Source organism: Pseudarthrobacter sp. MDT1-56, assembly GCF_059383555.1.
Genome location: NZ_JBWZCK010000007.1, coordinates 51,405 through 74,620, shown reverse-complemented (window position 1 = coordinate 74,620; position 23,216 = coordinate 51,405). Strand labels below are relative to the sequence as shown.

21 protein-coding genes are annotated in these 23,216 nt (G+C 67.4%); 18 read left to right on the top strand and 3 right to left on the bottom strand.

Annotated elements, in window-relative coordinates; genetic code table 11:
• Window positions 1–8 precede the first annotated feature (8 nt).
• The 8 genes from AC50YC_RS11395 to AC50YC_RS11360 all read left to right on the top strand — a co-directional run bounded on the left by AC50YC_RS11395 (window position 9) and on the right by AC50YC_RS11360 (window position 8,942).
• Window positions 9–431 carry a hypothetical protein gene (locus AC50YC_RS11395; RefSeq protein WP_494953628.1) on the top strand — a complete coding sequence of 141 codons (423 nt, stop codon included), beginning with the start codon at window positions 9–11 and terminating at the stop codon, window positions 429–431.
• Window positions 432–502: 71 nt separating this feature from the next.
• Window positions 503–1,306: a carbon-nitrogen hydrolase family protein gene (locus AC50YC_RS11390; protein ID WP_494953627.1), complete on the top strand. Its 804-nt coding sequence runs from the start codon at window positions 503–505 to the stop codon at window positions 1,304–1,306.
• Between the two features lie 78 nt (window positions 1,307–1,384).
• Window positions 1,385–2,293, top strand: a complete 909-nt coding sequence (gene dapA / locus AC50YC_RS11385) for a 4-hydroxy-tetrahydrodipicolinate synthase (RefSeq protein ID WP_494953626.1) — start codon at window positions 1,385–1,387, stop codon at window positions 2,291–2,293.
• Window positions 2,294–2,353: 60 nt separating this feature from the next.
• Complete coding sequence (locus AC50YC_RS11380; RefSeq protein WP_354173757.1) at window positions 2,354–4,045, top strand: ribonuclease J; 1,692 nt, start codon at window positions 2,354–2,356, stop codon at window positions 4,043–4,045.
• Window positions 4,046–4,234: 189 nt separating this feature from the next.
• On the top strand, window positions 4,235–7,189 hold the full coding sequence (locus tag AC50YC_RS11375) for an FtsK/SpoIIIE family DNA translocase (protein ID WP_494953625.1): 2,955 nt from the start codon (window positions 4,235–4,237) through the stop codon (window positions 7,187–7,189).
• A gap of 9 nt (window positions 7,190–7,198) precedes the next feature.
• Entirely contained in the window at window positions 7,199–7,840 is a 642-nt protein-coding gene (gene pgsA / locus AC50YC_RS11370) for a CDP-diacylglycerol--glycerol-3-phosphate 3-phosphatidyltransferase (RefSeq protein ID WP_494953624.1), read from the top strand.
• Complete coding sequence (locus AC50YC_RS11365) at window positions 7,837–8,349, top strand: CinA family protein (protein WP_494953623.1); 513 nt, start codon at window positions 7,837–7,839, stop codon at window positions 8,347–8,349. The genes pgsA and AC50YC_RS11365 overlap by 4 nt, the downstream gene beginning before the upstream one ends.
• 140 nt (window positions 8,350–8,489) lie before the next feature.
• Window positions 8,490–8,942, top strand: coding sequence for a helix-turn-helix domain-containing protein (locus tag AC50YC_RS11360; protein ID WP_354173753.1), 453 nt, complete (start codon window positions 8,490–8,492; stop codon window positions 8,940–8,942).
• A 118-nt stretch (window positions 8,943–9,060) separates the two neighbouring features.
• Here the strand turns inward: AC50YC_RS11360 and AC50YC_RS11355 are convergent, their stop codons facing one another.
• Window positions 9,061–9,570, bottom strand: coding sequence for a MarR family winged helix-turn-helix transcriptional regulator (locus AC50YC_RS11355; protein ID WP_494953622.1), 510 nt, complete (start codon window positions 9,568–9,570; stop codon window positions 9,061–9,063).
• 44 nt (window positions 9,571–9,614) lie between these two features.
• Between AC50YC_RS11355 and AC50YC_RS11350 the strand changes: the two genes are divergently transcribed.
• The 6 genes from AC50YC_RS11350 (at window position 9,615) to dapF (ending at window position 15,482) form a co-directional block, all read left to right on the top strand.
• A complete protein-coding gene (locus AC50YC_RS11350) occupies window positions 9,615–9,833 on the top strand; it encodes a DUF3046 domain-containing protein (protein ID WP_494953621.1) in 219 nt (72 codons plus the stop codon).
• A 315-nt stretch (window positions 9,834–10,148) separates the two neighbouring features.
• Complete coding sequence (gene recA / locus AC50YC_RS11345; protein ID WP_224049150.1) at window positions 10,149–11,201, top strand: recombinase RecA; 1,053 nt, start codon at window positions 10,149–10,151, stop codon at window positions 11,199–11,201.
• A 148-nt stretch (window positions 11,202–11,349) separates the two neighbouring features.
• The gene (locus AC50YC_RS11340; protein ID WP_494953767.1) at window positions 11,350–11,835 is read left to right on the top strand and encodes a regulatory protein RecX; all 486 of its coding nucleotides are present in this window, start codon (window positions 11,350–11,352) and stop codon (window positions 11,833–11,835) included.
• Window positions 11,836–11,874: 39 nt separating this feature from the next.
• Window positions 11,875–13,449 (top strand): tRNA (N6-isopentenyl adenosine(37)-C2)-methylthiotransferase MiaB, encoded by a 1,575-nt coding sequence (gene miaB / locus AC50YC_RS11335; RefSeq protein WP_494953620.1) that lies wholly within the window; start codon window positions 11,875–11,877, stop codon window positions 13,447–13,449.
• Between the two features lie 115 nt (window positions 13,450–13,564).
• Window positions 13,565–14,452, top strand: coding sequence for a tRNA (adenosine(37)-N6)-dimethylallyltransferase MiaA (gene miaA, locus AC50YC_RS11330; RefSeq protein ID WP_494953766.1), 888 nt, complete (start codon window positions 13,565–13,567; stop codon window positions 14,450–14,452).
• A 73-nt stretch (window positions 14,453–14,525) separates the two neighbouring features.
• Window positions 14,526–15,482 (top strand): diaminopimelate epimerase, encoded by a 957-nt coding sequence (dapF, locus tag AC50YC_RS11325; RefSeq protein WP_494953619.1) that lies wholly within the window; start codon window positions 14,526–14,528, stop codon window positions 15,480–15,482.
• On the opposite strand, the gene AC50YC_RS11320 is transcribed toward dapF, so the two are convergent.
• Window positions 15,463–16,077 carry a class I SAM-dependent methyltransferase gene (locus AC50YC_RS11320; RefSeq protein ID WP_494953618.1) on the bottom strand — a complete coding sequence of 205 codons (615 nt, stop codon included), beginning with the start codon at window positions 16,075–16,077 and terminating at the stop codon, window positions 15,463–15,465. The genes dapF and AC50YC_RS11320 overlap by 20 nt on opposite strands.
• Window positions 16,078–16,540: 463 nt before the next feature.
• On the opposite strand from AC50YC_RS11320, the gene hflX reads away from it, so the two are divergent.
• Window positions 16,541–18,109, top strand: coding sequence for a GTPase HflX (gene hflX, locus AC50YC_RS11315; protein WP_354173747.1), 1,569 nt, complete (start codon window positions 16,541–16,543; stop codon window positions 18,107–18,109).
• On the top strand, window positions 18,102–20,309 hold the full coding sequence (locus AC50YC_RS11310) for an ATP-dependent DNA helicase (protein WP_494953617.1): 2,208 nt from the start codon (window positions 18,102–18,104) through the stop codon (window positions 20,307–20,309). Before hflX ends, AC50YC_RS11310 begins: the two co-directional genes overlap by 8 nt.
• A gap of 79 nt (window positions 20,310–20,388) precedes the next feature.
• Here AC50YC_RS11310 and lexA read toward each other — a convergent pair whose 3' ends face one another.
• Window positions 20,389–21,141 carry a transcriptional repressor LexA gene (gene lexA, locus AC50YC_RS11305; RefSeq protein ID WP_494953616.1) on the bottom strand — a complete coding sequence of 251 codons (753 nt, stop codon included), beginning with the start codon at window positions 21,139–21,141 and terminating at the stop codon, window positions 20,389–20,391.
• A gap of 358 nt (window positions 21,142–21,499) precedes the next feature.
• On the opposite strand from lexA, the gene AC50YC_RS11300 reads away from it, so the two are divergent.
• Window positions 21,500–21,991, top strand: coding sequence for a LysM peptidoglycan-binding domain-containing protein (locus AC50YC_RS11300; protein ID WP_494953615.1), 492 nt, complete (start codon window positions 21,500–21,502; stop codon window positions 21,989–21,991).
• A 56-nt stretch (window positions 21,992–22,047) separates the two neighbouring features.
• Complete coding sequence (locus AC50YC_RS11295) at window positions 22,048–23,166, top strand: histidinol-phosphate transaminase (protein WP_494953614.1); 1,119 nt, start codon at window positions 22,048–22,050, stop codon at window positions 23,164–23,166.
• The last annotated feature ends 50 nt before the right edge of the window (window positions 23,167–23,216 follow it).

Here is a 23,216-nt window from a genome sequence, read left to right as displayed (position 1 = left end):
ATGGGCCCATGAACAACACACCAGAGCCCGTCTTCCCCGCATCCGGGACGCGCCGCTCCACCAGCCCGGAACAGCGCGTCGCGGACGCGGGGTCCGGTGTCCTCAAGGCGATGAGTCCCGGCGTCGTGGATTTCCTCTTCCGGCAGCTGGTGGCCGGCGAATCCGCGGAGGATGTCCAGTGGCAGCGGGAGGGCACCGTCCTTTCCGCCCAGGCCCCGGGGGCTGAGCTGGCCCGGCGGCTCGCCGAGACCGACCTCGAGTCCCTGACCCCCACAGAGCTGTTCCACTACGTGCGGGCAGCCCAGCGGCTCGCGGCGTGGGCCGAGTCGCTGCGGGAATCCGCAGTCGGCCGCTACTGCGCCGCCCCGCCTGGAGGAGATACCCCGCCTGGAGGAGATACCCCGCCCGGAGGTGATGCCCCGGCGGTCTGATGCAGCGCCCGCCGGCTGCACTGAGCCTGGCTGACCTGCCCGCCTCGGCGCGCAGTGCCTAGGATGGCAGGGTGACCACCGCGCTGACGCTCTCCGCCATCCAGTACACGGCCCTCGACGGCGGCATTCCCGCCAATGTGGCGGAACATATCCGCCTCATCGAAGACGCGGATGACCACGGTGCCCGGCTGGTGGTGTTCCCCGAGCTTTCCCTGACCGGCTACGACCTCCAGGGGCTGGCGGACCCGGAGCGGTGGGTCACCGCCGAAGACCCGCGGCTGGACGGCCTGCGCGAAATCTGCCGGCGGACCGGGATCACCGCGGTCGTCGGCGCCCCTTTCCGGGAAGCGGACGGCACCCCCCGGCTGGCCTCGCTCGCCCTGCACCCCAATGGTGGGCTGGAAGCCGGTTTCAAGGTGTGGCTCCACGGCCCGGAGCAGCCTTTCTTCCGCGCCGGATACCAGGCGGTCATCCTGGACCTCGACGGCTGGAAGATCGCGTTGGCGATCTGCCTGGACGCAGCCCGTCCGGTCCACGCCGGTGAGGCCGCGACGGCCGGCGCCGACGTCTACGCTGTTTCGGCCCTCTACGCTGCCGGCGAGGACCACCGGCTGGCCCTGCACCTTGGTGCGCGGGCGATGGACAACCGGATGTTCAGCGTGCTGGCCAACCTTGGCGGCACCACCGACAGTGGGCCCTCGGCCGGCGGGAGCGGTTTCTGGGGACCCGACGGGCTGGTGCTCCGGCAGGCGGCCGGCACGGGGACCGAAGTGCTGACCGCGACCCTGCAGCACAGCGCCCTGGACCGCTACGCCCAGGAACGTCCCGCCCGGAATCGTGCTGCCCCGGCATCCCGCGGTCCGGCCGACGGATGAGGCCCCGGGACCGGGTTTGATCTTCATCACGTCGCCGTCATTGTCACATCACGCCGGGGACAGGGTAACGTTTTTCATATGGCTGACTCTGATACTCGCTCTTACACGTTCGGAACCCTCGTGACCGCCATGGTCACGCCTTTCACTTCCGACGGTGAAGTCGATTACCAGCAGAACGCCGAGCTGGCCAACAAGCTCGTCGACGATGGCAACGACGCCCTCGTTATTTCCGGCACCACGGGGGAGACCTCCACGCTGGAGGACGACGAGAAGGAAAAACTCTTCCGGGTGATCGTGGAGGCCGTCGGGGACCGGGCCAAGGTCATCGCCGGAACCGGCACCAACCACACCTCGCACTCGATTGAGATGGCAAAGCGCGCCGCCAAAGCCGGAGCACACGGCCAGCTGATCGTCACCCCGTATTACAACAAGCCCAGCCAGGCCGGCATCCAGGCGCACATCGAAGCCGTCGCGGACGCCGCCGATCTGCCCGTGATGGTCTACGACATTCCCGGCCGTTCCTGCGTGCCGATCCTGCCCGAAACCATGATCCGGCTCGCGGACCACCCGAACATTGTGGCCCTTAAGGACGCCAAGGCCGATTTCGCCGCCATCACCCGGGTCCTCGCGAACACTGACCTGGACGTCTACTCGGGCGACGACGGACTGACCCTGCCATGGATGGCAGCGGGCGCCGTCGGGCTCGTCAGCGTCTCTGCGCACGTAGCGTCGCGGCGGTTCCGCGCCATGATCGATGCCGCACTTGCGGGCGACTTCGCCACCGCCCGCACCATACATTTCGAACTGGACCCCATGGTCCGTGCAGTGATGACCCATATTCAGGGTGCTGTTGCTGCGAAGCAAGTTCTTAAGTGGCAGGGAGTCCTGCCCAACTCGGTTGTCCGTTTGCCCCTCGTGGAGCCGGACGAAGCTGAGATCGAAACCATCCGCGAGGACTTGGCGGAAGCCGGAATGGTCTTTTCCTGATCAGGTGTTCCAACTGACGAGTAGAGACCAGGCCGGTAACCGCCTGGAAAGTAGTGCATTATGACCCAAACCGCCCTTCCCGGTCTTGTCACGCCGCCGAAACTGCTCAAGGACACCCTGCGTATCGTTCCGCTCGGTGGCCTGGGGGAGATCGGCCGCAACATGACCGTTTTCGAAATCGACGGCAAGCTGCTCATTGTCGACTGCGGCGTCCTCTTCCCGGAGGAAACCCAGCCCGGCGTCGACCTGATCCTGCCCGATTTCTCCTACATCCAGAACCGCCTCGATGACATCGTCGCAGTCGTTCTGACCCACGGCCACGAGGACCACATCGGGGCCGTTCCCTACCTGCTGCGCCTGCGCGCAGACATTCCCCTGGTGGGTTCGCGGCTGACGCTGGCCCTCATCGAGGCGAAGCTGCTGGAGCACCGGATCAAGCCGGTCACCCAGACTGTCACCGAGGGACAGGTGCAGAAGTTCGGTCCGTTCGAATGCGAATTCGTGGCCGTCAACCACTCGATCCCTGACGCCCTCGCCGTGTTCCTCCGGACCTCCGGCGGCACCGTGCTGCACACCGGCGACTTCAAGATGGACCAGCTGCCGCTGGACGGCCGGATCACCGACCTCCGCCACTTCGCCAAGCTGGGCGAAGAAGGTGTGGACCTGTTCATGTCGGACTCCACGAACGCCGACGTGCCGGGCTTCACCACCGCCGAGAAGGAAATCGGCCCCACCCTTGACCGGCTCTTCGGCCAGGCCTCCAAGCGTCTGATCGTCGCGTCCTTCTCCTCGCACGTCCACCGCGTCCAGCAGGTCCTCGACGCCGCCGCCAACCACAACCGCAAGGTGGCCTTCGTCGGCCGCTCAATGGTCCGCAACATGGCCATCGCCGAGAAGCTCGGCTACCTCGACGTGCCCCCGGGCATCCTGGTCGACATCAAGAACATCGATAACCTGCCGGACAACCGCGTCGTGCTGATGTCCACCGGCTCCCAGGGTGAACCGATGGCGGCCCTGTCCCGCATGGCCAACGGTGACCACCGCGTCGTGGTCGGCCAGGGCGACACGGTCATCCTCGCGTCCAGCCTCATCCCGGGCAACGAGAACGCCGTCTTCCGCATCATCAACGGCCTGCTCAAGCTCGGCGCCGACGTCATCCACAAGGGCAATGCCAAGGTGCACGTCTCCGGCCACGCCGCCGCCGGCGAGCTCCTGTACTGCTACAACATCCTGGAGCCGCTCAACGCGATGCCGGTGCACGGCGAAACGCGCCACCTGATCGCCAACGGCAAGATTGCCCTGGAGTCCGGCGTCCCCGAGGAAAGCATCCTCCTCGCGGACAACGGCACCGTCATCGACCTTCGGGACCACCAGGCCGACATCGTCGGCCAGGTCGAGGTCGGTTTCGTCTACGTCGACGGCTCCAGTGTCGGCGAAGTCACGGAAGCGGACCTGAAGGACCGCCAGACGCTCGGCGATGAAGGCTTCATCTCCATCATCACGGTGATCCACCGCGCCACCGGCAAGGTTGTCTCCGGCCCCGAGATCCACGCCCGCGGCGTGGCCGAGGACGACTCCGTCTTCGACGAGATCATCCCCAAGATCAACGCCGCCCTGGAAGAAGCCGTGCTCAACCGCTCGGACCACACCACGCACCAGCTGCAGCAGGTTGTCCGCCGCGTGGTCGGCACCTGGGTCAACCGCAAGCTCCGCCGCAAGCCCCTGATCATCCCGGTGGTCCTGGAGGCCTAAGCTCTGGTGGTCCCAGCACTGGCCGCCTAAGCAACTTGCTTCGCACCATGACGGCCTTCCCGGCCTGCCGCAGGCTACCGCATGCGGCGGACCGGGAGGGCCGTTTTTGCGTGTCCGGCCGGCAACATGATCCCCGCGGAGGCCCGGAAATCCGCGGTTTTCGGCCCGGAGTCAGGTACCGTAGCGGGTATGGCGACACGTACTTCCTCCGCGCCTAGAGGAAACCCCAGCGGTAAATCAGGCAGCTCTTCGGCTCGGGGCTCCGGCCCGGCTGCGTCCAAAACCAGCAGGCCCCCCGGAAAAACAGGTACCGCGCGCACCCGCCAGCTGGCCGCCGTCGAACCCAAACAGCCCTGGCCGGTCCGGGTTGTGGCCGGCGCCTGGCTGGGCGTGGCGCACGTCATCGGGGCGGGAATCCGCCGGATCGGCTACGACGTCAGCGACCTCGCCCCCGAGGACCGCCGCGACGGCGCAGCCCTGTTCAACCTCGCTCTCGGGGTCTTTGTCGCCACCTTCGCCTGGTGGGGCTTCCAGGGCTGGTTCCCGGACATGGTCTATGGAATCGTCAACGGCACCTTCGGCTGGATGTCGCTGCTGCTGCCGCTGATGCTGTTTGTCTGCGCCTTCCGGCTGTTCCGCCAGCCCGTCGATGGCCGCGGCAACAACCGGATCGGGATCGGCTTCCTGATCATGACCTTCGCCGGCACCGGCCTGGCCCACGTCATCGGCGGGGAACCGACCGTCGCCGAGGGATTCGACGGACTCCGCCAGGCCGGCGGCATGCTCGGCTACCTCGCCGCTGCCCCACTCGCTGCCATCCACCCCGCCGTCCCGCTGGCCGTGTATGGCCTGCTTGCCTTCACCTCGCTGCTGATCGTCACCGCCACGCCGTTCGGCGCCATCCCGGGCCGGCTGCGGGGCGCCTACGAGCACCTCATGGGAATCGATCTGCAGGACAACGAAGCAGACGGCGACGGCCATGACCGCAGCTACCTGTACGAAAACGACACCCCGGCCCCGGCCAAAAAGAAGCGGCGCCGCCTGTTCGGCAAGGACCAGGACGAGGACGCCGCCCTCGAGGGCTACGTCGGCGACGAGGCTTTCGAGCGTGCCCTCATTGCCGACGAGGAAGCCGAGGCTGCCCGTGTCGCCAAGGGCTCCAAACCGGGCTCCAAATCCGTCGCCCCCGGCGTGCGCCGCCCCACCCAGGCCGAGATCGCCGTCGAGAAGATCAAGGCGGCCCAGGGCCTGGGGACTGCCGCCGGCAGCGCCGCCGGACCGGCGGGGGAGAACGCCACCGAAGCGATCCCGCTCGTCACTCCGGGGATGGTCGCCGCCGGTTCGCTGAACCCGGCAGCCCCCGCGCCGGGTGCCGCCGCCGTGGCCGCCGCCGCGAAGGTTCCCTCCAACCCCGTGGCCCCGGCTCCGCTGCCCACCCCGATTCCGCAGCGCACCGAACAGCTCTCGCTCGCCGGCGACGTGACCTATACGCTGCCGCCGTCGGACGTGCTGACGCCGGGCTCCATCCCCAAGGAACGTACGGAGGCCAACGACGCGATTGTCGCCTCGCTGACCGAAACCCTGAACCAGTTCAATGTCGACGCCCAGGTCACCGGCTTCAGCCGCGGCCCCACGGTCACCCGTTACGAGATCGAACTCTCGCCGGGCACCAAGGTGGAGCGCGTCACCGCGCTGTCCAAGAACATCTCCTACGCCGTCGCCAGCTCGGACGTGCGCATCCTGAGCCCCATCCCGGGCAAGTCGGCCATCGGCATCGAAATCCCCAACACGGACCGCGAGACCGTGTCCCTCGGCGACGTGCTCCGCAGCCAGAACGCGCGCCGCACCGACCACCCGATGGTCATGGGGGTCGGCAAGGACGTCGAGGGCGGCTACGTCGTCGCGAACCTCGCCAAGATGCCGCACCTGCTCGTCGCCGGAGCCACCGGAGCCGGCAAGTCCTCGTTCGTGAACTCGATGATCACCTCCATCCTGATGCGCGCCACGCCCGACGAGGTCCGCATGGTCATGGTGGACCCCAAACGCGTGGAACTCACCGCCTACGAGGGTGTCCCGCACCTGATCACCCCGATCATCACCAACCCCAAGAAGGCTGCCGAAGCCCTCCAGTGGGTGGTCCGCGAGATGGACGCCCGCTACGACGACCTCGCCAACTACGGCTTCAAGCACATCGACGACTTCAACAAGGCCGTCCGCGCCGGCAAGGTGCACCCGCCCGAGGGGTCCAAACGGGTCATCCGGCCGTACCCCTACCTGCTGGTGATCGTCGACGAACTCGCCGATCTGATGATGGTCGCCCCCCGCGACGTCGAGGACTCGATCGTCCGCATCACCCAGCTGGCCCGTGCCGCCGGCATCCACCTTGTGCTCGCCACCCAGCGGCCCTCGGTCGACGTCGTCACCGGCCTGATCAAGGCCAACGTGCCCTCCCGGATGGCGTTCGCCACCTCCTCGGTCACCGACTCCCGCGTCGTCCTGGACCAGCCGGGCGCGGAGAAGCTGATCGGCCAGGGTGATGCGCTCTTCCTGCCGATGGGCGCCTCCAAGGCCATGCGTGTCCAGGGCGCCTGGGTTACCGAATCCGAAATCCACAAGGTGGTCGAACACGTCAAGGGCCAGCTCAAGGCCGTGTACCGCGACGACGTCGCCCCCGAGGCGCCGAAGAAGCAGATCGACGACGACATCGGCGACGACCTCGAGGTCCTGCTGCAGGCCACCGAGCTCGTGGTCACGACCCAGTTCGGCTCCACCTCGATGCTGCAGCGCAAACTCCGCGTCGGCTTCGCGAAGGCCGGCCGGCTCATGGACCTGCTCGAGTCCCGCGGCGTGGTGGGCCCCTCCGAGGGCTCCAAGGCCCGCGACGTCCTGGTCAAACCCGATGACCTGGCGACGGTTCTCGCAGCCATGAAGGGCATGGAGGTGCCCGCCATCGCCGATTCCCAGACCGCAGCGCTGAGCGAGAACGCCAATGCGAACGTCGCCCAGGGCGGGTACGCGGAGGACCTCGTCGCCGCCGACCTTGACCGGCGGACCCAGACCACGGACTATCACGACGGAGCCGACGCCGGCTCCGGCGATGATGAGGAAGGTTCCGAGGACGCCTGGTCGCTCACCGGGCGGTAGCCTAGGAAGGTGACTAGCGCCGAAGCAAACAGCACCGGATCCGCGTCCCGGATCTGGAACCTGCCCAACATCCTGACGATGGTGCGGATTGTGATGGTGCCGTTCTTCGTCTGGTTCCTCCTGCTTGACGCACCGGGGCTGGTCGCCCAGAACGGCGTCTGGCGCTGGATTGCCGCTGCCACCTTCGCCGTCGCCATCTACACGGACAAGCTCGACGGCGACATCGCCCGCAGCCGCGGCCTGATCACCGACTTCGGCAAGATCGCCGACCCGATCGCGGACAAACTGCTGATCGGCTCCGCCCTGGTGATGCTCTCGCTACTGGGGGAGCTGCCGTGGTGGGTCACCATCCTGATCCTTGTCCGGGAATGGGGCGTCACCGCCCTGCGCTTCTTCGTCATCCGCTACGGCGTGATCCCGGCCTCGCGCGGCGGGAAACTCAAGACCGTCATCCAGACCGTGGCCATCTTCCTGTACATCCTCCCGCTGGCCTCGATTGCGCCGTGGCTCGGCGTCGTGGCCTTCGCGGTCATGATGGTGGCCCTGGCCATCACGGTCTGGACCGGCGGCGAATACGTCATCGAGGCCCTCAAGCTGCGCGCCAGCGGCATCCGGGCGCAGCAGCAAAAACTCCAGGAGGGCAAGCCATGACCAGTCCCCACCACACGATCAACCTGCATCACCTGGCCGAAGAGGCCGTCACCGGGGCGATCGGCCGCGGCCTGACCGTCGCCACGGCCGAGTCCCTCACCGCCGGCATGGTCGCCGCCGTGCTGGCAGACACTCCCGGCGCGTCCGGGATGCTCCAGGGCGGTGTCGTCTCCTACCAGAACTCGGTCAAGGCCGGGTTGCTCGGGGTGCCCCGGGAACTGCTGGACACCGTCGGAGCCGTCGACGGCCAGGTCGCGGAGGCCATGGCCGAGGGCGCCCGCAGGGTCTGCGGCGCCGACATCGGCGTCTCCACAACCGGCGTCGCCGGTCCCGAACCGCACGGCGGCAAGGACGTGGGCTCCGTCTATATCGGCGTTGCCACCGCGGAGGGCTCGACGTCGTTCGGGTACAGCTTCGAGGGGAACCGCCCGGAAATCCGCGGCCAGGCCTGCGCCGCGGCGCTGGAACGCCTGCTGGAGGCCTTGGCGTCCGCAAGCTACCGGGCGTAAAGTTGCCGGGAACAAAACTTGATTCCTAATAGTTGTTACATTGTGTCGCTTCCGAATAAGGGAGGCGCCTAGGATGAAAGCATCATCAGTGTCCGCTTTGACCAGCGGGCTCGACACAAAGAGGGAGCAAGGCGATACAGATGGTAAAGCAGCCCGTATCCGTTAACGGCGTTGTCCGCTGGAAGGATGTGGGCCTCGCCGATCAGGCTAAGAGCGAACAGAAGGAGCGCAAGATGGTTGTACTTCGTCACGAAATCGGTGATGTACTGCGCGATGTCCGCCAACGCCAAGGCCGTACCCTCCGCGAAGTCTCGCACAGTGCCCGCGTTTCTCTGGGCTACCTGAGTGAAGTGGAACGCGGCCAGAAGGAAGCCTCCTCGGAGCTGCTCTCCTCGATCTGCTCGGCCCTCGATGTTCCGCTCTCCAGCATGCTCCGCGAGGTCAGCGACCGCGTCGCCGTCGCCGAGGGTGTTGCGGTTCCGGACACCGTCCCGCAGGATTTTGCCCAGCGCTACGGCCGTGACCTGGACCGTGAGCTCAACTCCGACCTCAACGAGGAATTGGCCAAGGGCCTCCTTTCCGGGGCACGCTAGCCCCCCCACACCCACCACTCGACAAAAGACCCCGGCGGTGTGCCGGGGTCTTTTGCGTGCCTTGTTTGCGTGCTCTGTCTGCCTGCCCGGCGGCTCTTGAGTGGCCGGCCGGGCGGGTCTACTGGGGTTCGTCCCGGGGGAAGCCGTCACGCTCATAGGTGGCGTTGAGTTTGGCGATGTAGCGGGACAGGGTCTGCAGTTCCTCCAGCGGCCACTCGCCAAGCCGCTCGCGGAACACCTCGCGCCGCGCGTCCTGCACCTCGTGCATGCGCTCCTCGCCCGTGGGCGTCAGGCGGATGATCTGGGCGCGGCCGTCGAGCGGGTCGGCTTCCTTGGAGACCAGGCCGAGGCGTTCCAGGAAAGCGATCTGTCGGCTGACCGAGGGCTTTCCGACCCCGATGCTGGAGGCCAGCTCGGTCAGCCGCATGGCGCCCTGCTTGCGGATGACCGACAGCAGGCCGTATGCCGCCGGTTCCATGTCCGGGTGAACCTGGCGGGAGAGGTGGTGTGAGATGGAACGGGCGCGCCGCCAGAGCAGGCTCAGCTGGTGCTCGACGGCGGTCAGTGCCGTTTCGGTCGAATCGTCAGCGCCGCCGCTGATCCCAGGGCCTTCGGCGGGGTTGCTCATGGCAATCATTCTAGAGTCCTCCCGTACCGTGAGAGACTCGAAGGGTGCGAATCAGTGACTTTTGGCGCCTTATGGACGATGAATTCGGGGCAGGGTACTCGCGGGTCCTCAGCAGCTCCCTGGTCCTGGCGGGAGTAGGCGGCCGGACCGCGGAGCAGGCCTTGAGGGCCGGGGTACCACCCCGGCAGGTGTGGCTGGCGCTCTGCGAGGTCCAGGATGTCCCGCCCGAACGGCGGCTGGGCCGCGACGTCAAACCCCGCTGATTCCCGTACTCCGGAATCGGCTCCGGAAGGCGCCGTTCCAGGACGGTGCGGGCAGACCGCGCCTGACACGCCGCACTCATTGTTCGAATATCTGTTCGGGTAGGACTATGCTTTTTTTAGAGCTTTTTCCACATACGCGGGGCAAGCAGGCAACTCTGTCGGTGGGTGCCAGTACCTTCAGTAATGACCGAAGAACCGATCAGGAACCCTGATCACAACGACTGATCACGAACACCGATCACCAACACTGATCACGAACACGACACAGGGCCGGATCGGCCACTCCACAGCGAGAAAGTATTAGAGGTGTGAACCATGGCCGCAGCCCCGGATCGCCAGAAAGCGCTTGATGCAGCGCTGGCCCAGATTGACAAGCAGTTCGGCAAAGGCTCGGTCATGCGCCTTGGTGACGAAGTCCGTGCGCCCATCGAGGTCATTCCGACCGGTTCCATCGCGCTGGATGTCGCCCTGGGAATTGGCGGCCTGCCGCGCGGCCGGGTCGTGGAAATCTATGGTCCGGAATCCTCCGGTAAGACCACGGTGGCGCTGCATGCGGTCGCCAACGCCCAGCGCCTCGGAGGCATCGCCGCCTTCATCGACGCCGAGCACGCCCTCGATCCCGAATACGCCGCCAAGCTGGGCGTCGACACGGACGCCCTCCTGGTCTCCCAGCCGGACACCGGCGAGCAGGCCCTGGAAATCATGGACATGCTGATCGGCTCGGGCTCCCTTGACGTCATCGTCATCGACTCCGTTGCTGCCCTCGTTCCCCGCGCGGAAATTGAAGGCGACATGGGCGACAGCCACGTGGGCCTGCAGGCCCGCCTGATGAGCCAGGCCCTGCGTAAGATCACCGGCCGCCTGAGCCAGACCAAGACCACGGCCATCTTCATCAATCAGTTGCGCGAAAAGATCGGCGTCTTCTTCGGCTCCCCGGAAACGACCACCGGTGGTAAGGCCCTGAAGTTCTACGCCTCGATCCGCATCGACGTCCGCCGGATCCAGACCCTCAAGGAGGGCGCGGACTCCGTCGGCAACCGCACCAAGGCGAAAATCGTCAAGAACAAGATGGCCCCACCCTTCAAGATCGCCGAATTCGACATCATCTACGGCCAGGGCATCTCCCGCGAGGGCGGCATCATTGACATGGGTGTCGAGCACGGCCTGATCAAGAAGTCGGGTTCCTGGTTCACCTACGACGGTGACCAGCTGGGCCAGGGCATGGAGAACTCCCGCCGGTTCCTGCGCGACAACCCGGAACTGGCTGCCGAGCTGGAACGGCTCATCAAGGAAAAGCTCGGCGTCGGAGTGAAGGCCCCCGCCGAGACCGAAGCGTCACCGAAGCTGAAGGCCGTTGACGGCTTCTAACGGCCGACGGCGCAAAGGGGCAGGATTCCCATCCGGGACTCCTGCCCCCGGTTTTGCCGGCGGTGCCCTGGCCGGGGACGGGTCACGCCGCACGGGTGCTTCCGCCGAACCGGACCATGACGCGGACCCCGCGGCTGTTGCGCGTGCCATTGTCCTGCGGCAACTGACGAACTCGCCCAAGAGCCGGCTGCAGCTCGCCCGTAAACTGGCCGAGCGCAACGTCCCGGACGCCGTCGCCGAGGCGGTGCTGGACCGCTTCGAGGAAGTGAAGCTTATTGACGACGCCGACTTCGCCGAGATGTGGGTGCGGTCCCGTGCGCAGAGCCGCAAACTCGCCAAAGGCGCGCTCCGGCGGGAGCTTACCGAAAAGGGCATCGACACGGACACCGCGTCGCTCGCCCTGGAACAGCTCAGCGACGAGGACGAGGAAGCCGCGGCCCGCGAACTGGTCCAGCGGAAGCTTCGGGGCGTGACCGGGTTCGATGACCGCGCCGAGCGGGACAAAACCACGCGCCGGCTCGCGTCCATGCTCGCCCGCAAGGGGTACCAGCCATCCCAGGCCTTCCGGATCGTGGGCGAAGTCCTCGACGAGGCCGTGACCGGTTCGGACGCAGGGCCCGACGCTGATTTCTGAGGACGCCCCGGCGGCGTGCCGACCCGGTACCCTTAACAGGTGAGTTTGACCATTCCCTTCCCCGCAGCCGGCACCACCCCTTCCACGGACGCCTCGGCTTCCCCTGGCGCGGAGGCGCAGCCCTCCACCCCGCAGCCCCGCACGTACCAGGTGCGGACTTTCGGCTGCCAGATGAACGTACACGATTCAGAGCGCATGTCCGGGATGCTCGAAGCCGCCGGCTACGTCCCCGCCGCCGGCGAACTGGCCGACGTCGTGGTCTTCAACACCTGTGCAGTGCGGGAAAACGCAGACAACAAGCTCTATGGCAACCTGGGCATCCTGGCACCGGTCAAGGCCGCCAACCCGGGAATGCAGATCGCCGTCGGGGGCTGCCTGGCGCAGAAGGACCGCGACACCATCCTGAAGAAGGCACCCTGGGTGGACGCCGTCTTCGGCACCCACAACGTCGGCGCACTGCCGGCCCTGCTGGAACGCGCCCGCCACAACAACGAGGCGCAGCTCGAAATCCTGGAGTCCCTCGACGTCTTCCCCTCAACCCTGCCGACCAAGCGTGACTCGGTTTATTCCGGCTGGGTGTCGATCTCCGTCGGCTGCAACAACACCTGCACCTTCTGCATCGTCCCGGCCCTGCGCGGCAAGGAAAAGGACCGCCGCCCCGGCGACATTCTGGCCGAGATCGAGGCCCTCGTCGCCGACGGCGCGATCGAAGTAACCCTGCTGGGCCAAAACGTGAACTCCTACGGCGTTGAATTCGGCGACCGGCAGGCCTTCTCCAAGTTGCTCCGCGCCTGCGGTGACATCGCCGGGCTGGAACGCGTCCGGTTCACGAGCCCGCACCCCGCCGCCTTCACCGACGACGTCATCGACGCCATGGCCGAAACCCCTAATGTCATGCCGCAGCTGCACATGCCCCTGCAGTCTGGTTCGGACAGGGTCCTCAAGGACATGAAGCGCTCGTACCGCTCGACCAAGTTCCTGGGCATTCTGGACAAGGTCCGCGAAAAGATCCCGCACGCCGCCATCTCGACGGACATCATCGTCGGATTCCCCGGTGAAACCGAGGAGGATTTCCAGGCCACGCTCGACGTCGTGGAGAAGTCCCGCTTCGCCACCGCTTTCACTTTCCAGTACTCCAAACGGCCGGGCACTCCCGCCGCCGAGCTCCCGGACCAGCTCCCCAAGGCCGTGGTGCAGGAACGCTTCGAACGACTCACCGCCCTGCAGGACAGGATCGCCGCCGAGGAGAACGCCCGCCAGCTCGGCCAGCGCGTCGAGGTCATGGTCACGGCCCAGTCCGGGCGCAAGGCCGGGGAAACCCACCGGCTCTCCGGGCGGTCCCAGGATCAGCGCCTGGTCCACTTCTCCGTGCCGGCCGGCGCCGGGACGCCCCGCCCCGGCGACCTCGTTACCGTGACCATTACCGAGGCCGCGGCGTTCCACCTCGTAGCCGACCCGGCGTCAGCGGACGACTACAGCCTTCGCCGCTCCCGGGCGGGCGACGCCTGGGACAGGTCCCAGGCGGACTCCTGCGGCGCGCCCGTTCCGGGATCCGCCTCCGGCACCACGGGCGTATCCCTGGGCATGCCCACCCTTCCCGTCCGCGGCCGCTAAGGCCGTGGCCGATCCGCAGGACGTCACCGCGGGCAAAGCGCAGGTCACGGAGGCCGGTGCGGTCCGGGCCGGCGAAGTCCGGGCCGGTGCAGTCCGGGATACGGCTACGCCGCCGGTGATCGCCGTCGTGGGGCCGACCGGCTCCGGCAAGTCCGACCTTGCCGTCTCGCTGGCACTGGAGCTGGACGGCGAGGTCATCAATGCCGACTCCATGCAGTTCTACCGCGGCATGGACATCGGCACCGCCAAGATCACCGAGGCCGAGCGCAGGGGAGTGCCGCACCACCTCCTGGACACCCTGGACGTGACCGGGGAAGCGAGCGTCTCGGACTTCCAGCAGCAGGCCCGTGCGCTCATTGCCGACATCCATGCCCGCGGCAAACGCGCCATCCTGGCCGGAGGCTCCGGGCTCTACGTCCGTGCCGCCCTGGACGTGCTGGAATTCCCGGGCACGGATCCGGTCATCCGGCGCCGGCTCGAGGCGGAGCTGGAAGCTGATGGGGCGGGACCGCTGCGGGCGCGGCTGGAAGTCGTGGACCCGGTCTCCGCCGGCCGGCTTGGCGATGCGCGCCGGATCATCCGCGCCCTCGAGGTGTTCGAGCTGACCGGAAGACCCTTCAGCTCATTTATGCCCACCCGCGAGTACGTCCAGCCCGCGGTGCAGATCGGGCTCGACGTGGACCGCGGCCAGCTCCGGGAACGGCTCGCGCGCCGGGTCCACACCATGGTGGAATGCGGGCTGCTCGAGGAAGTCCGGACGCTCGATGCCGCCGGGCTCCGGCGTGGCCGGACGGCACCGCGGGCCCTCGGCTATGCCCAGTTCCTCAGGGTCCTCGACGGGGAATCCGACGCAGCCCAGGCTGCGGAGGAGACCATCGTCGCGACCCGGCAGTTCGCCCGCCGCCAGCTGACCTGGTTCCGGGCGGACCCCCGGATCCATTGGCTCGACTGGCAGGACCCGGACCTCGTGGCCAAGGCCGCCGTCCTCTGCGTCCCCGGCTGAACGTCCCGCGCCAGGCGCTTGGTTTGCCGGGCCGGTTTGCTGGCGGCCCGAGCCGGAACGGTAACCTTGGAGCATGGACGAAACCCTGGCCGTGGCCGCTGATCGCAACTCCACCGGTGACACTGCAGCCCTGACCGGTCTCAAATTTTCCAAGGGCCACGGCACGGGCAACGACTTTGTGCTCCTCGCCGACCCCAACGGCACCCTGGCAGTGACGCCGGAGCAGGTCGCAGTGCTCTGTGACCGGCACCGCGGAATCGGCGGCGACGGACTGATCCGTGCCGTCCCGTCCCGGCTGCTCGCCGAGGGCCAGGAGCTGCTGACGCAGAACCCGGACGCCGAGTGGTTCATGGACTACCGCAACGGCGACGGCTCACTCTCCGAGATGTGCGGCAACGGCGTCCGTGTCTTTGTGCACTTCCTGATCACCGAGGGCCTGGTCGAGCTGCCCGCCGGCGAATCCCTGACTATCGGCACCCGGGGCGGCGCCAAAACGATCGTCCGCACCGCCGCCGGCTACGCCGTCGACATGGGCCCCTGGGAGTTCATCTTCCCGGGCGAGGCCACCGCCCGGGCCATGGATTCGCTGGTCAGCGCCACGGGACTCGAGGTCGCACGGCCAGCCCTGTCCGTCAGCATGGGGAACCCGCATACCGTCGTGGCGCTGGCCGAACTGGCCGAGCTGGAGGCCACGCAGCTGTTCACCGCACCCCACGTCGACCCGACCCCGCCTCACGGCACCAACGTCGAGTTCGTCGTCCCGTCCGAGCCGCTGGTCCACGACGGCGTCGGAACCATCACCATGCGCGTTCATGAACGGGGCGTGGGGGAAACCCAGTCCTGCGGCACCGGCGCCTGCGCGGCCGCCGTCGCGATCCGCCACTGGGCCGGCCAGGGTGCCCCGGACGTGTGGAACGTCCACGTCCCGGGCGGCGTCGTCGGAGTGAAGTTCTTCCTCGGCGCGGAGGGCCACGAGCACGTCGAGCTCAGCGGCCCCGCGGTGATCGTCGCTAGTGGGACGCTTTCCTGACCCGAAGGATGCGGAACGATTTCGAGGTGCTCTCGCGCGTCACGGTGAAGCTGCTGTCCAGCTCGGCCGCCAGCCAGCGCTGCAGGGAATCCGATCCCAGGTTCTTCTGCACCACCAGCCACGCGGAGCCGCCGGGCGCCAGCCGCGGCAGCCACAGCAGCAGCAACGCATGGAGCTCGTCCTTGCCGATCCGGATGGGCGGGTTGGACCAGATCGTGTCGAAGCGGAGCCCGGGGTCGACGGCGTCGGGTGTGCTGGCCGTGACATTGCCCAGTCCCAGCAGCGCGGCGTTCTCGTTGGTCAGGGTCACGCACCGTTCGTTGACGTCCACGGCGTAGACCTGGGCGTGCGGTGCCCGCAGGGCCATGGTCAGGGCGATCGGACCCCAGCCGCAGCCGATGTCCAGCAACGTTCCCTGCGGGGCCGGGGCGGGTGCCTCGGCCAGCAGTACGGCCGTACCCTTGTCGATGCCGTCCGGGCTGAAGATGCCCGAGGACGTCTGCAGGTGCCGGGTCTCACCGGCAAGCTCCACGGTCAGTGGTTTGCGGGTGAAGGGCCCGGCCGGCTGGGCGCTGAAATAGTGTGCAGACTCCATAACTGCCCAGATTAGTTCGCCCCCGGCCCGTAGGCGAAACCGCGGGGACGGGCCGGAGCCAACCGGACCGTCTGCTAATCTTAAAGACATGCTCTCGAACTTCAAGTAGCCGGCACGGGTTAAATCCCGTCCCCGCAGCGACGCAGGTAGTTACCTTCCGCTCAGTGCGCCACCCCGCGATGAACCTGAAAAGGACCCAGCCGCCGGCGCCCGATCCACTTGGACTTTGGCCGTGCTCATGGAGCCCGGCCGGGCGGACAGTCTCTCCCTTCTCAAGGCCACACCACGCCGGTTCCTTCCCCCTTCTCACCGCTCCCTTGCGGAGCCCACCCTTGCCCCGGCACCGCTGCCGCGGGCATTCCAGGAGGCCCCTTTGACGAATAGTCGTCAGCCCAGCGCGAATACCGCCCCAGACAGCACCGATCGGCACTATTCTGAAACTGCCGAACCTCTAAAGGAGACCATGACCAGTCAGCCCAACACCGGACCCGATTCAGCAGCCCAGGACATGAGTCCTGCGGAAATCCAGGCTGTCATCGACCGGATCCTCTCCAAGGACACCCCTGCCCGGAAGGCGGCCCCGGCTGCCGGCGAGCCCACCTCGGTGCTCGGAAAAGCGCAGGCGATCTCCCGGCAGGACGAGGAGCACAGCAACTACGACGGTGACCAGCAGGACCTGGAGGAACGGCACGCACTGCGCCGTACCGCCGGTCTGTCCACGGAACTCGAAGACGTCACCGAAGTCGAGTACCGGCAGCTGCGGCTCGAGCGCGTCGTGCTGGCCGGCCTCTGGACCGAAGGCACCCTGGCCGACGCCGAGAACTCGCTCCGCGAACTCGCCGCTCTCGCCGAGACCGCCGGCTCGGAGGTCCTCGACGGGATCGTGCAGCGCCGCGCCAAGCCCGACCCCGGAACCTTCCTCGGCTCCGGCAAGGCCCAGGAGCTCAAGGACATCGTGATGTCCACCGGCGCAGACACCGTCGTCGTCGACGCCGAACTGGCACCGTCCCAGCGCCGCAGCCTGGAAGACATCGTCAAGGTCAAGGTCATCGACCGCACGGCCCTGATCCTGGACATCTTTGCCCAGCACGCCAAGAGCCGCGAGGGCAAGGCCCAGGTGGAACTGGCCCAGCTCGAATACCTGCTGCCGCGCCTGCGCGGCTGGGGTGACTCGATGTCACGCCAGGCCGGTGGCCAGGTGGGCGGTGCCGGCGCCGGCATGGGTTCGCGCGGTCCCGGTGAAACCAAAATCGAACTGGACCGCCGCCGGATCCGCACCCGGATGGCCAAGCTGCGGCGTGAAATCGCCGCGATGAAGCCGGCCCGGGAGACCAAGCGCGCCAACCGCCGCCGTAATTCCGTGCCGTCCGTAGCGATCGCCGGGTACACCAACGCCGGCAAGTCCTCGCTGCTGAACCGGCTGACCGACGCCGGTGTGCTGGTGGAGAACGCCCTGTTCGCCACGCTGGACCCGACGGTCCGCAAGGCCGAGACCTCGGACGGGCTGGGCTACACCCTGGCCGATACCGTGGGCTTCGTCCGGTCGCTGCCCACCCAGCTCGTGGAGGCTTTCCGCTCCACGCTGGAGGAAGTCGCCGACGCGGACCTGATCCTGCACGTCGTGGATGTCTCCCACCCGGATCCGGAGGGACAGATCGCCGCGGTCCGCAAGGTCTTCAGCGAAGTCGACGCCCGCAAGGTGCCGGAAATCATCGTCCTGAACAAGGCCGACGCCGCCGATCCCTTCGTGATCGAACGGCTCAAGCAGCGCGAACCGCGCCACGTGGTGGTGTCGGCACGCACGGGCGAAGGCATCCCGGAGCTGCTCAAGGCCATCAGCGAAGGCATCCCGCGGCCCAGCGTGAAGCTGGAACTGATGATCCCGTACAACCGCGGGGACCTGCTCAGCAAGCTGCACGAGACCGACGCGGAGATCCTCAGCCTCGACCACGAGGAAGCGGGCACCCGCGCCGTCGTGATGGTGCGCGAAGGATTCGCCGCTGAACTGGATTCGTTCATCAGCAATGACTAAGGCAGCGGTGACCGGGGCGGACACCGGCACGGGCGGTCCGGCCCCGGCAACGGACTCCGCAACGGAGGACCCCGCAGAAACGGATAACACCGGGACGGAAGCCGCCGGGACCGAAACCGCGGGGGCAGAACCCGCGGGAGAACGTCCGGCAGGAACGCGCGGCCCGCGCGGCGGGGAATTCGTGATCGAATTGCTCGACCGCGCCGTGTCCGGCATGGGCGGCCAGAGCCGCGACGGCCAGCACGAGATGGCCCGGCAGGTGGCGCGCGCGATTGACAGCGGCGACCACCTGCTGGTCCAGGCCGGCACCGGAACCGGGAAGTCCCTCGCGTACCTGATCCCGCTGATCGCCCATTCGCTGGTCAGCGACAAACCCACCCTGGTCTCCACCGCCACCCTGGCCCTGCAGACCCAGATCGTTGGCCGGGACCTGCCCCGGCTGCTGAAGACCATCACCCCGGCGCTGGAGCGGCCAGTCAAGGTCGCCCTGGTCAAGGGCCGCTCCAACTACGTGTGCCGCCACAAGCTCGAGGGCGGTTTCCCCTCCGAAGAGCCCTCCGAGGGCCAGCTCTTCTCGCTCGGCGAGGACACGTCCGTCCCGCATTTCGCCGCGGCGATGGGCGGCCCGTCGTCCCAGCTCGGTAAGGAAGTCGTCAGGCTGCGCGAATGGGCCGAGGACACCGTGACGGGGGACCGTGACGAGCTCCTGCCCGGGGTCACGGACCGGGCGTGGCGGCAGGTCTCCGTCACCTCGATGGAGTGCCTGGGCGCGCAGAAATGTCCCCTCGCGGCCGAATGCTTCAGCGAACTGGCCCGGCAGAACGCCGCGGACGCCGACGTCGTCGTCACCAACCACGCCATGCTGGCTGTCAGCGCCTTCGAGGGCCTGGCGGTATTGCCGGAATACGACGTGGTGGTGGTGGATGAAGCCCACGAGCTGCAGGACCGGGTAACCGGCGCCGTGTCCGGCCAGCTCTCCGTCGCGATGGTGCACGCCGCCGCGTCGGGGGCGCGGAAGCACACCGGCATCACGGTGGACGCCCTGAACAACGCCGCGTCCAACCTCGAACTTGCCATCGAAGGGGTCCCCAGCGGACTGATGCCCAACGGCCTCAACAGCGAACAACTGGACTGCGTGGACCAGCTGCGGGACGCCTGCCGCGCGGCGCTCTCGGACTCCAAGGGGGACAGCGCCAACACGGCCGACGGCGGCCGCCAGCTCGCGCGCTCCCGCCTCATGGTGATCCTGGAGCTCTGCGAACGGCTGCTCGCCGCCCGCGAAAACCGCGAGGTGGTCTGGTTTTCCCGCAACAGCACCTTCGACCCGCAGCAGGGCTACTCCCAGCCGGACGAGTCCGCGCCGGCCCTGATCAACATCGCACCGCTCAGCGTCGCCGGACGGCTCCGCGAGGGCCTGTTCGCGGACCACACCGTCATCCTGACGTCGGCGACGCTGGCGATCGGGTCAGCCTTCGAACCCGCCGCCGGCGGCCTGGGCCTGGTAGGGCCAGGTGCCCCGAGCTGGACCGGGGTCGACGTCGGCTCGCCCTTCGAATATCCGAAACAGGGCATCCTCTACGTTGCCAAGCACCTGCCCAAACCCGGCCGCGGCATGTCCCCGGAAGCCCTAGACGAGCTCGAGAAGCTGATCCGGGCCTCCGGCGGCGGAGCACTGTGCCTGTTCTCCTCCCGGCGCGCCGCCGAGGAAGCCGCTGAGGCCCTGCGCCCGCGGCTGGACATGAGCATCCTCTGCCAGGGGGATTCGACCATGACCGCGCTGGTCAAACAGTTCGCCGACGAACCGGACACCTGCCTCTTCGGCACCATGTCGCTGTGGCAGGGTGTCGACGTGCCGGGGACCTCCTGCCGCCTCGTGGTGATCGACCGGATCCCGTTCCCGCGGCCCGACGACCCACTGATGACAGCACGGTCCCGTGCGGTGGCCCAGGCCGGCGGTAACGGGTTCATGAGCGTTTCCGCGACCCACGCCGCCATCCGCCTGGCCCAGGGTGCCGGCCGGCTGATCCGTACGACGACGGACAGGGGAGTGGTGGCAGTGCTGGACTCACGACTCTCCACCGAGCGCTACGGGGGATTCCTCCGCGCCGCCCTGCCGCCGTTCTGGCCCACCACCGACCCCGCGATTGCCTACGCAGCCCTGGAACGGCTCGCGAAGGAATCCGGGCAGCCCGCCAAGTAGTCCGCACAAACGCGTTGGGCCCCGTCCGATTCCGGAGGGGCCCATTTCGCGGCTTTTGACGTGCCGGTCCTGAGAGGTCCTAGAGGGAGCGCAGCACCGAGACGACTTTGCCCATGATGACGGCGTGATCGCCGAGGATGGGCTCGTACTGGGTGTTCTGCGGCAGCAGCCAGGTGTGGCCGTCGCGCTGGCGGAATGTCTTGACCGTCGCCTCGTCATCCAGCAACGCGGCGACGATGTCGCCGTTGATGGCGTCGCCCTGCCGGCGCACAACCACCCAGTCACCGTCGCAGATGGCGGCGTCGATCATCGAGTCCCCCGCGACTTTGAGCATAAAGAGCTCGCCGTGGCCCACCAGCTGGCGTGGCAGGGGCATCACGTCCTCGACGACCTGGTCGGCCAGGATCGGCCCGCCCGCGGCAATGCGGCCCACCAGCGGCACCATGGCGGTGTCGGTGGCGCTGGCCAGCTCGGAGACCGACAATCCGCCGACCGTGCGCAGTCCGCTGGACTTCTCCACCCCTGAAATCTTCGTGGTTCCCTCGTCGAGGGTCAGCGGCATCAGCACTTCCATGGCGCGGGGGCGCTTGGGGTCACGCCGCAGGTAGCCAAGTTTCTCCAGCTGGGAGAGCTGGTGGGTGACGCTGGAGAGGCTGGCCAGGCCAACGGTGTCGCCGATCTCGCGCATGGAGGGCGGATAGCCGTTGTCCGTGACGGAGCGCTGGATGGTTTCCAGGATCTTCTTTTGCCGGACGGTGAGGCTCTTTGGTGGCCGGGCTGCCTGCGGGCTCCGTTGCTGGGTGGCCCTGCCGCCAGTGGCTGGTGCTGCCATGTTCGCCAACGCCTTTCCGTTCGGCCCGGCCGCCGTGGCTGCGGCTGCCGGGAACTTCCGGCCTGAAATGTCAGACCCTGCTGATCAACTGCAGAAGTGGTTGTTCTGTAGCTCAAACGTAGGCCAGCCACACTGCTTTTTCAAACATTTGTTCTAGCGAGTCTCGACATTGTTCGTTGATAAGTGCTAAAACAGAACAAGCAAGGTTCGAATATGTGTTCTAGTCATCGCCGTTAGAGGGTGGAGCATTGTTCGGACACAGCGTGACGTTCGGTTCTTTGTTCGAAGGTTAGGCCGGTTGGCGGCAAGTACGTGGAGTACGCCGGGCGGCACAGTATGGTCCAGGAGGGCTCAGTTCATGTCAGCATCAAGCGCGTTTCACGACACTTTCGGCCGCGACGCATTCGGCAACTACGGCCGCCCAGAGGGCGGTACGTCCGCCGGCCAGCAGGGCGCCTTTGGTCAGCAGGGCCCCATCGCCCAGCACGTCCCGGCTGGCGGAAACAGCAATGCGGGCCGGGGGCCGCGGGTCAAGCAGGCGCCGCTGCGGCTCACCCGGCGGGGGCGCTTTGTCTTCATCGGGGTGCCGCTGATTCTGCTGGCCGCGCTCATTTTGTCCTTCAGCGGTTTCCTCAACGCCCCGGCCAAGGCGGCAGAGTCCGCTGCCGGGCTGTCGCTGACTCCCACCGTGACCGTGACGGTGCAGCCCGGTGAGTCGCTCTGGGCCATCGCCGAGGCCGTGGCGCCGGAGCGCGACCCCCGAGACGTCGTCACCGATATCATCCAGCTGAACAACCTGGACGCCGCCCGTGTTGTGCCGGGCCAGGCACTCTTCATTCCGTCCAAGTAACCCGCCCGATCCGTCACAGTTTCAGGGCCCGCCGCGATCTCACTTAAACTGGTGCAGTGACTGACCAGCTAGAGCGCCTGAACCGACTTCCCCTCCGGACCAACCTGCGCGGCCTGACGCCGTACGGCGCGCCGCAGCTGGACGTCCCCATCCTGCTCAACGTCAACGAAAACACCCATGGTGTCCCGGCCGACGTGCGGGCCGCGATTTCCGAGGCCGTCACGCTTGCCGCAGCCGGCTTGAACCGCTATCCGGACCGCGAATTCACGGAACTGCGCGAAGCCCTCGCGGAATACCTCGGCCACGGACTGGGTGCCGACAACATCTGGGCCGCAAATGGTTCCAACGAGGTTCTCCAGCAGATCCTCCAGGCCTTCGGCGGCCCGGGGCGCACCGCCCTCGGCTTCCCTCCCACATATTCGATGTACCCGCTGCTGGCCTCCGGTACCGACACCGGCTACATCGTCGGGGCCCGCGCCGATGACTACGGACTCAGTGCGGAATCGGCCGCCCGCCAGGTCCGCGGACTCCAGCCGAACATCGTCTTCCTGTGTTCCCCGAACAACCCCACCGGCACCGGGCTTGGCCTGGACGTCGTTGAGGCCGTCTATGAGGCCGGCGAAGCCAGCCAGACCATCGTGATCGTCGACGAGGCGTACCACGAGTTCGCCCACGACGGCACGCCCAGCGCCCTCACGCTGCTGCCCGGCCGGGAACGGCTGATCGTCTCGCGCACCATGAGCAAGGCCTTCGCCCTGGCCGGCGCCCGTGTTGGCTACATGGCGGCGGCGCCCGAGGTGACGGACGCCCTGCGGCTGGTCCGGCTCCCGTACCACCTTTCGGCCATCACCCAGGCGACAGCCCTGGCCGCCCTGCACCACCGGGTCGCGCTGATGGCCGACGTCGAAGACATCAAGCGCCAGCGGGACAGGATCGTGTCCGAACTGCAGCGGATGGGCCTCAAACCGGCCGCCTCCGACTCAAACTACGTCTTCTTCGGCGGCCTGGACAATCCGCACGAGGTCTGGCAGGGCCTGCTCGACGCCGGTGTGCTGATCCGCGATGTTGGGATTCCCGGGCACCTTCGCGTCACCGCCGGGACTGAGACGGAAACCACAGCCTTCCTCGAAGCCCTCGAACGGATCCTGGCCGGCCAAGCAGTGCAGCCCGCCTAGACTTAACCCAGGACATCCACCCTGCCCTGTTCGCCGGGCACCGTCGTCAT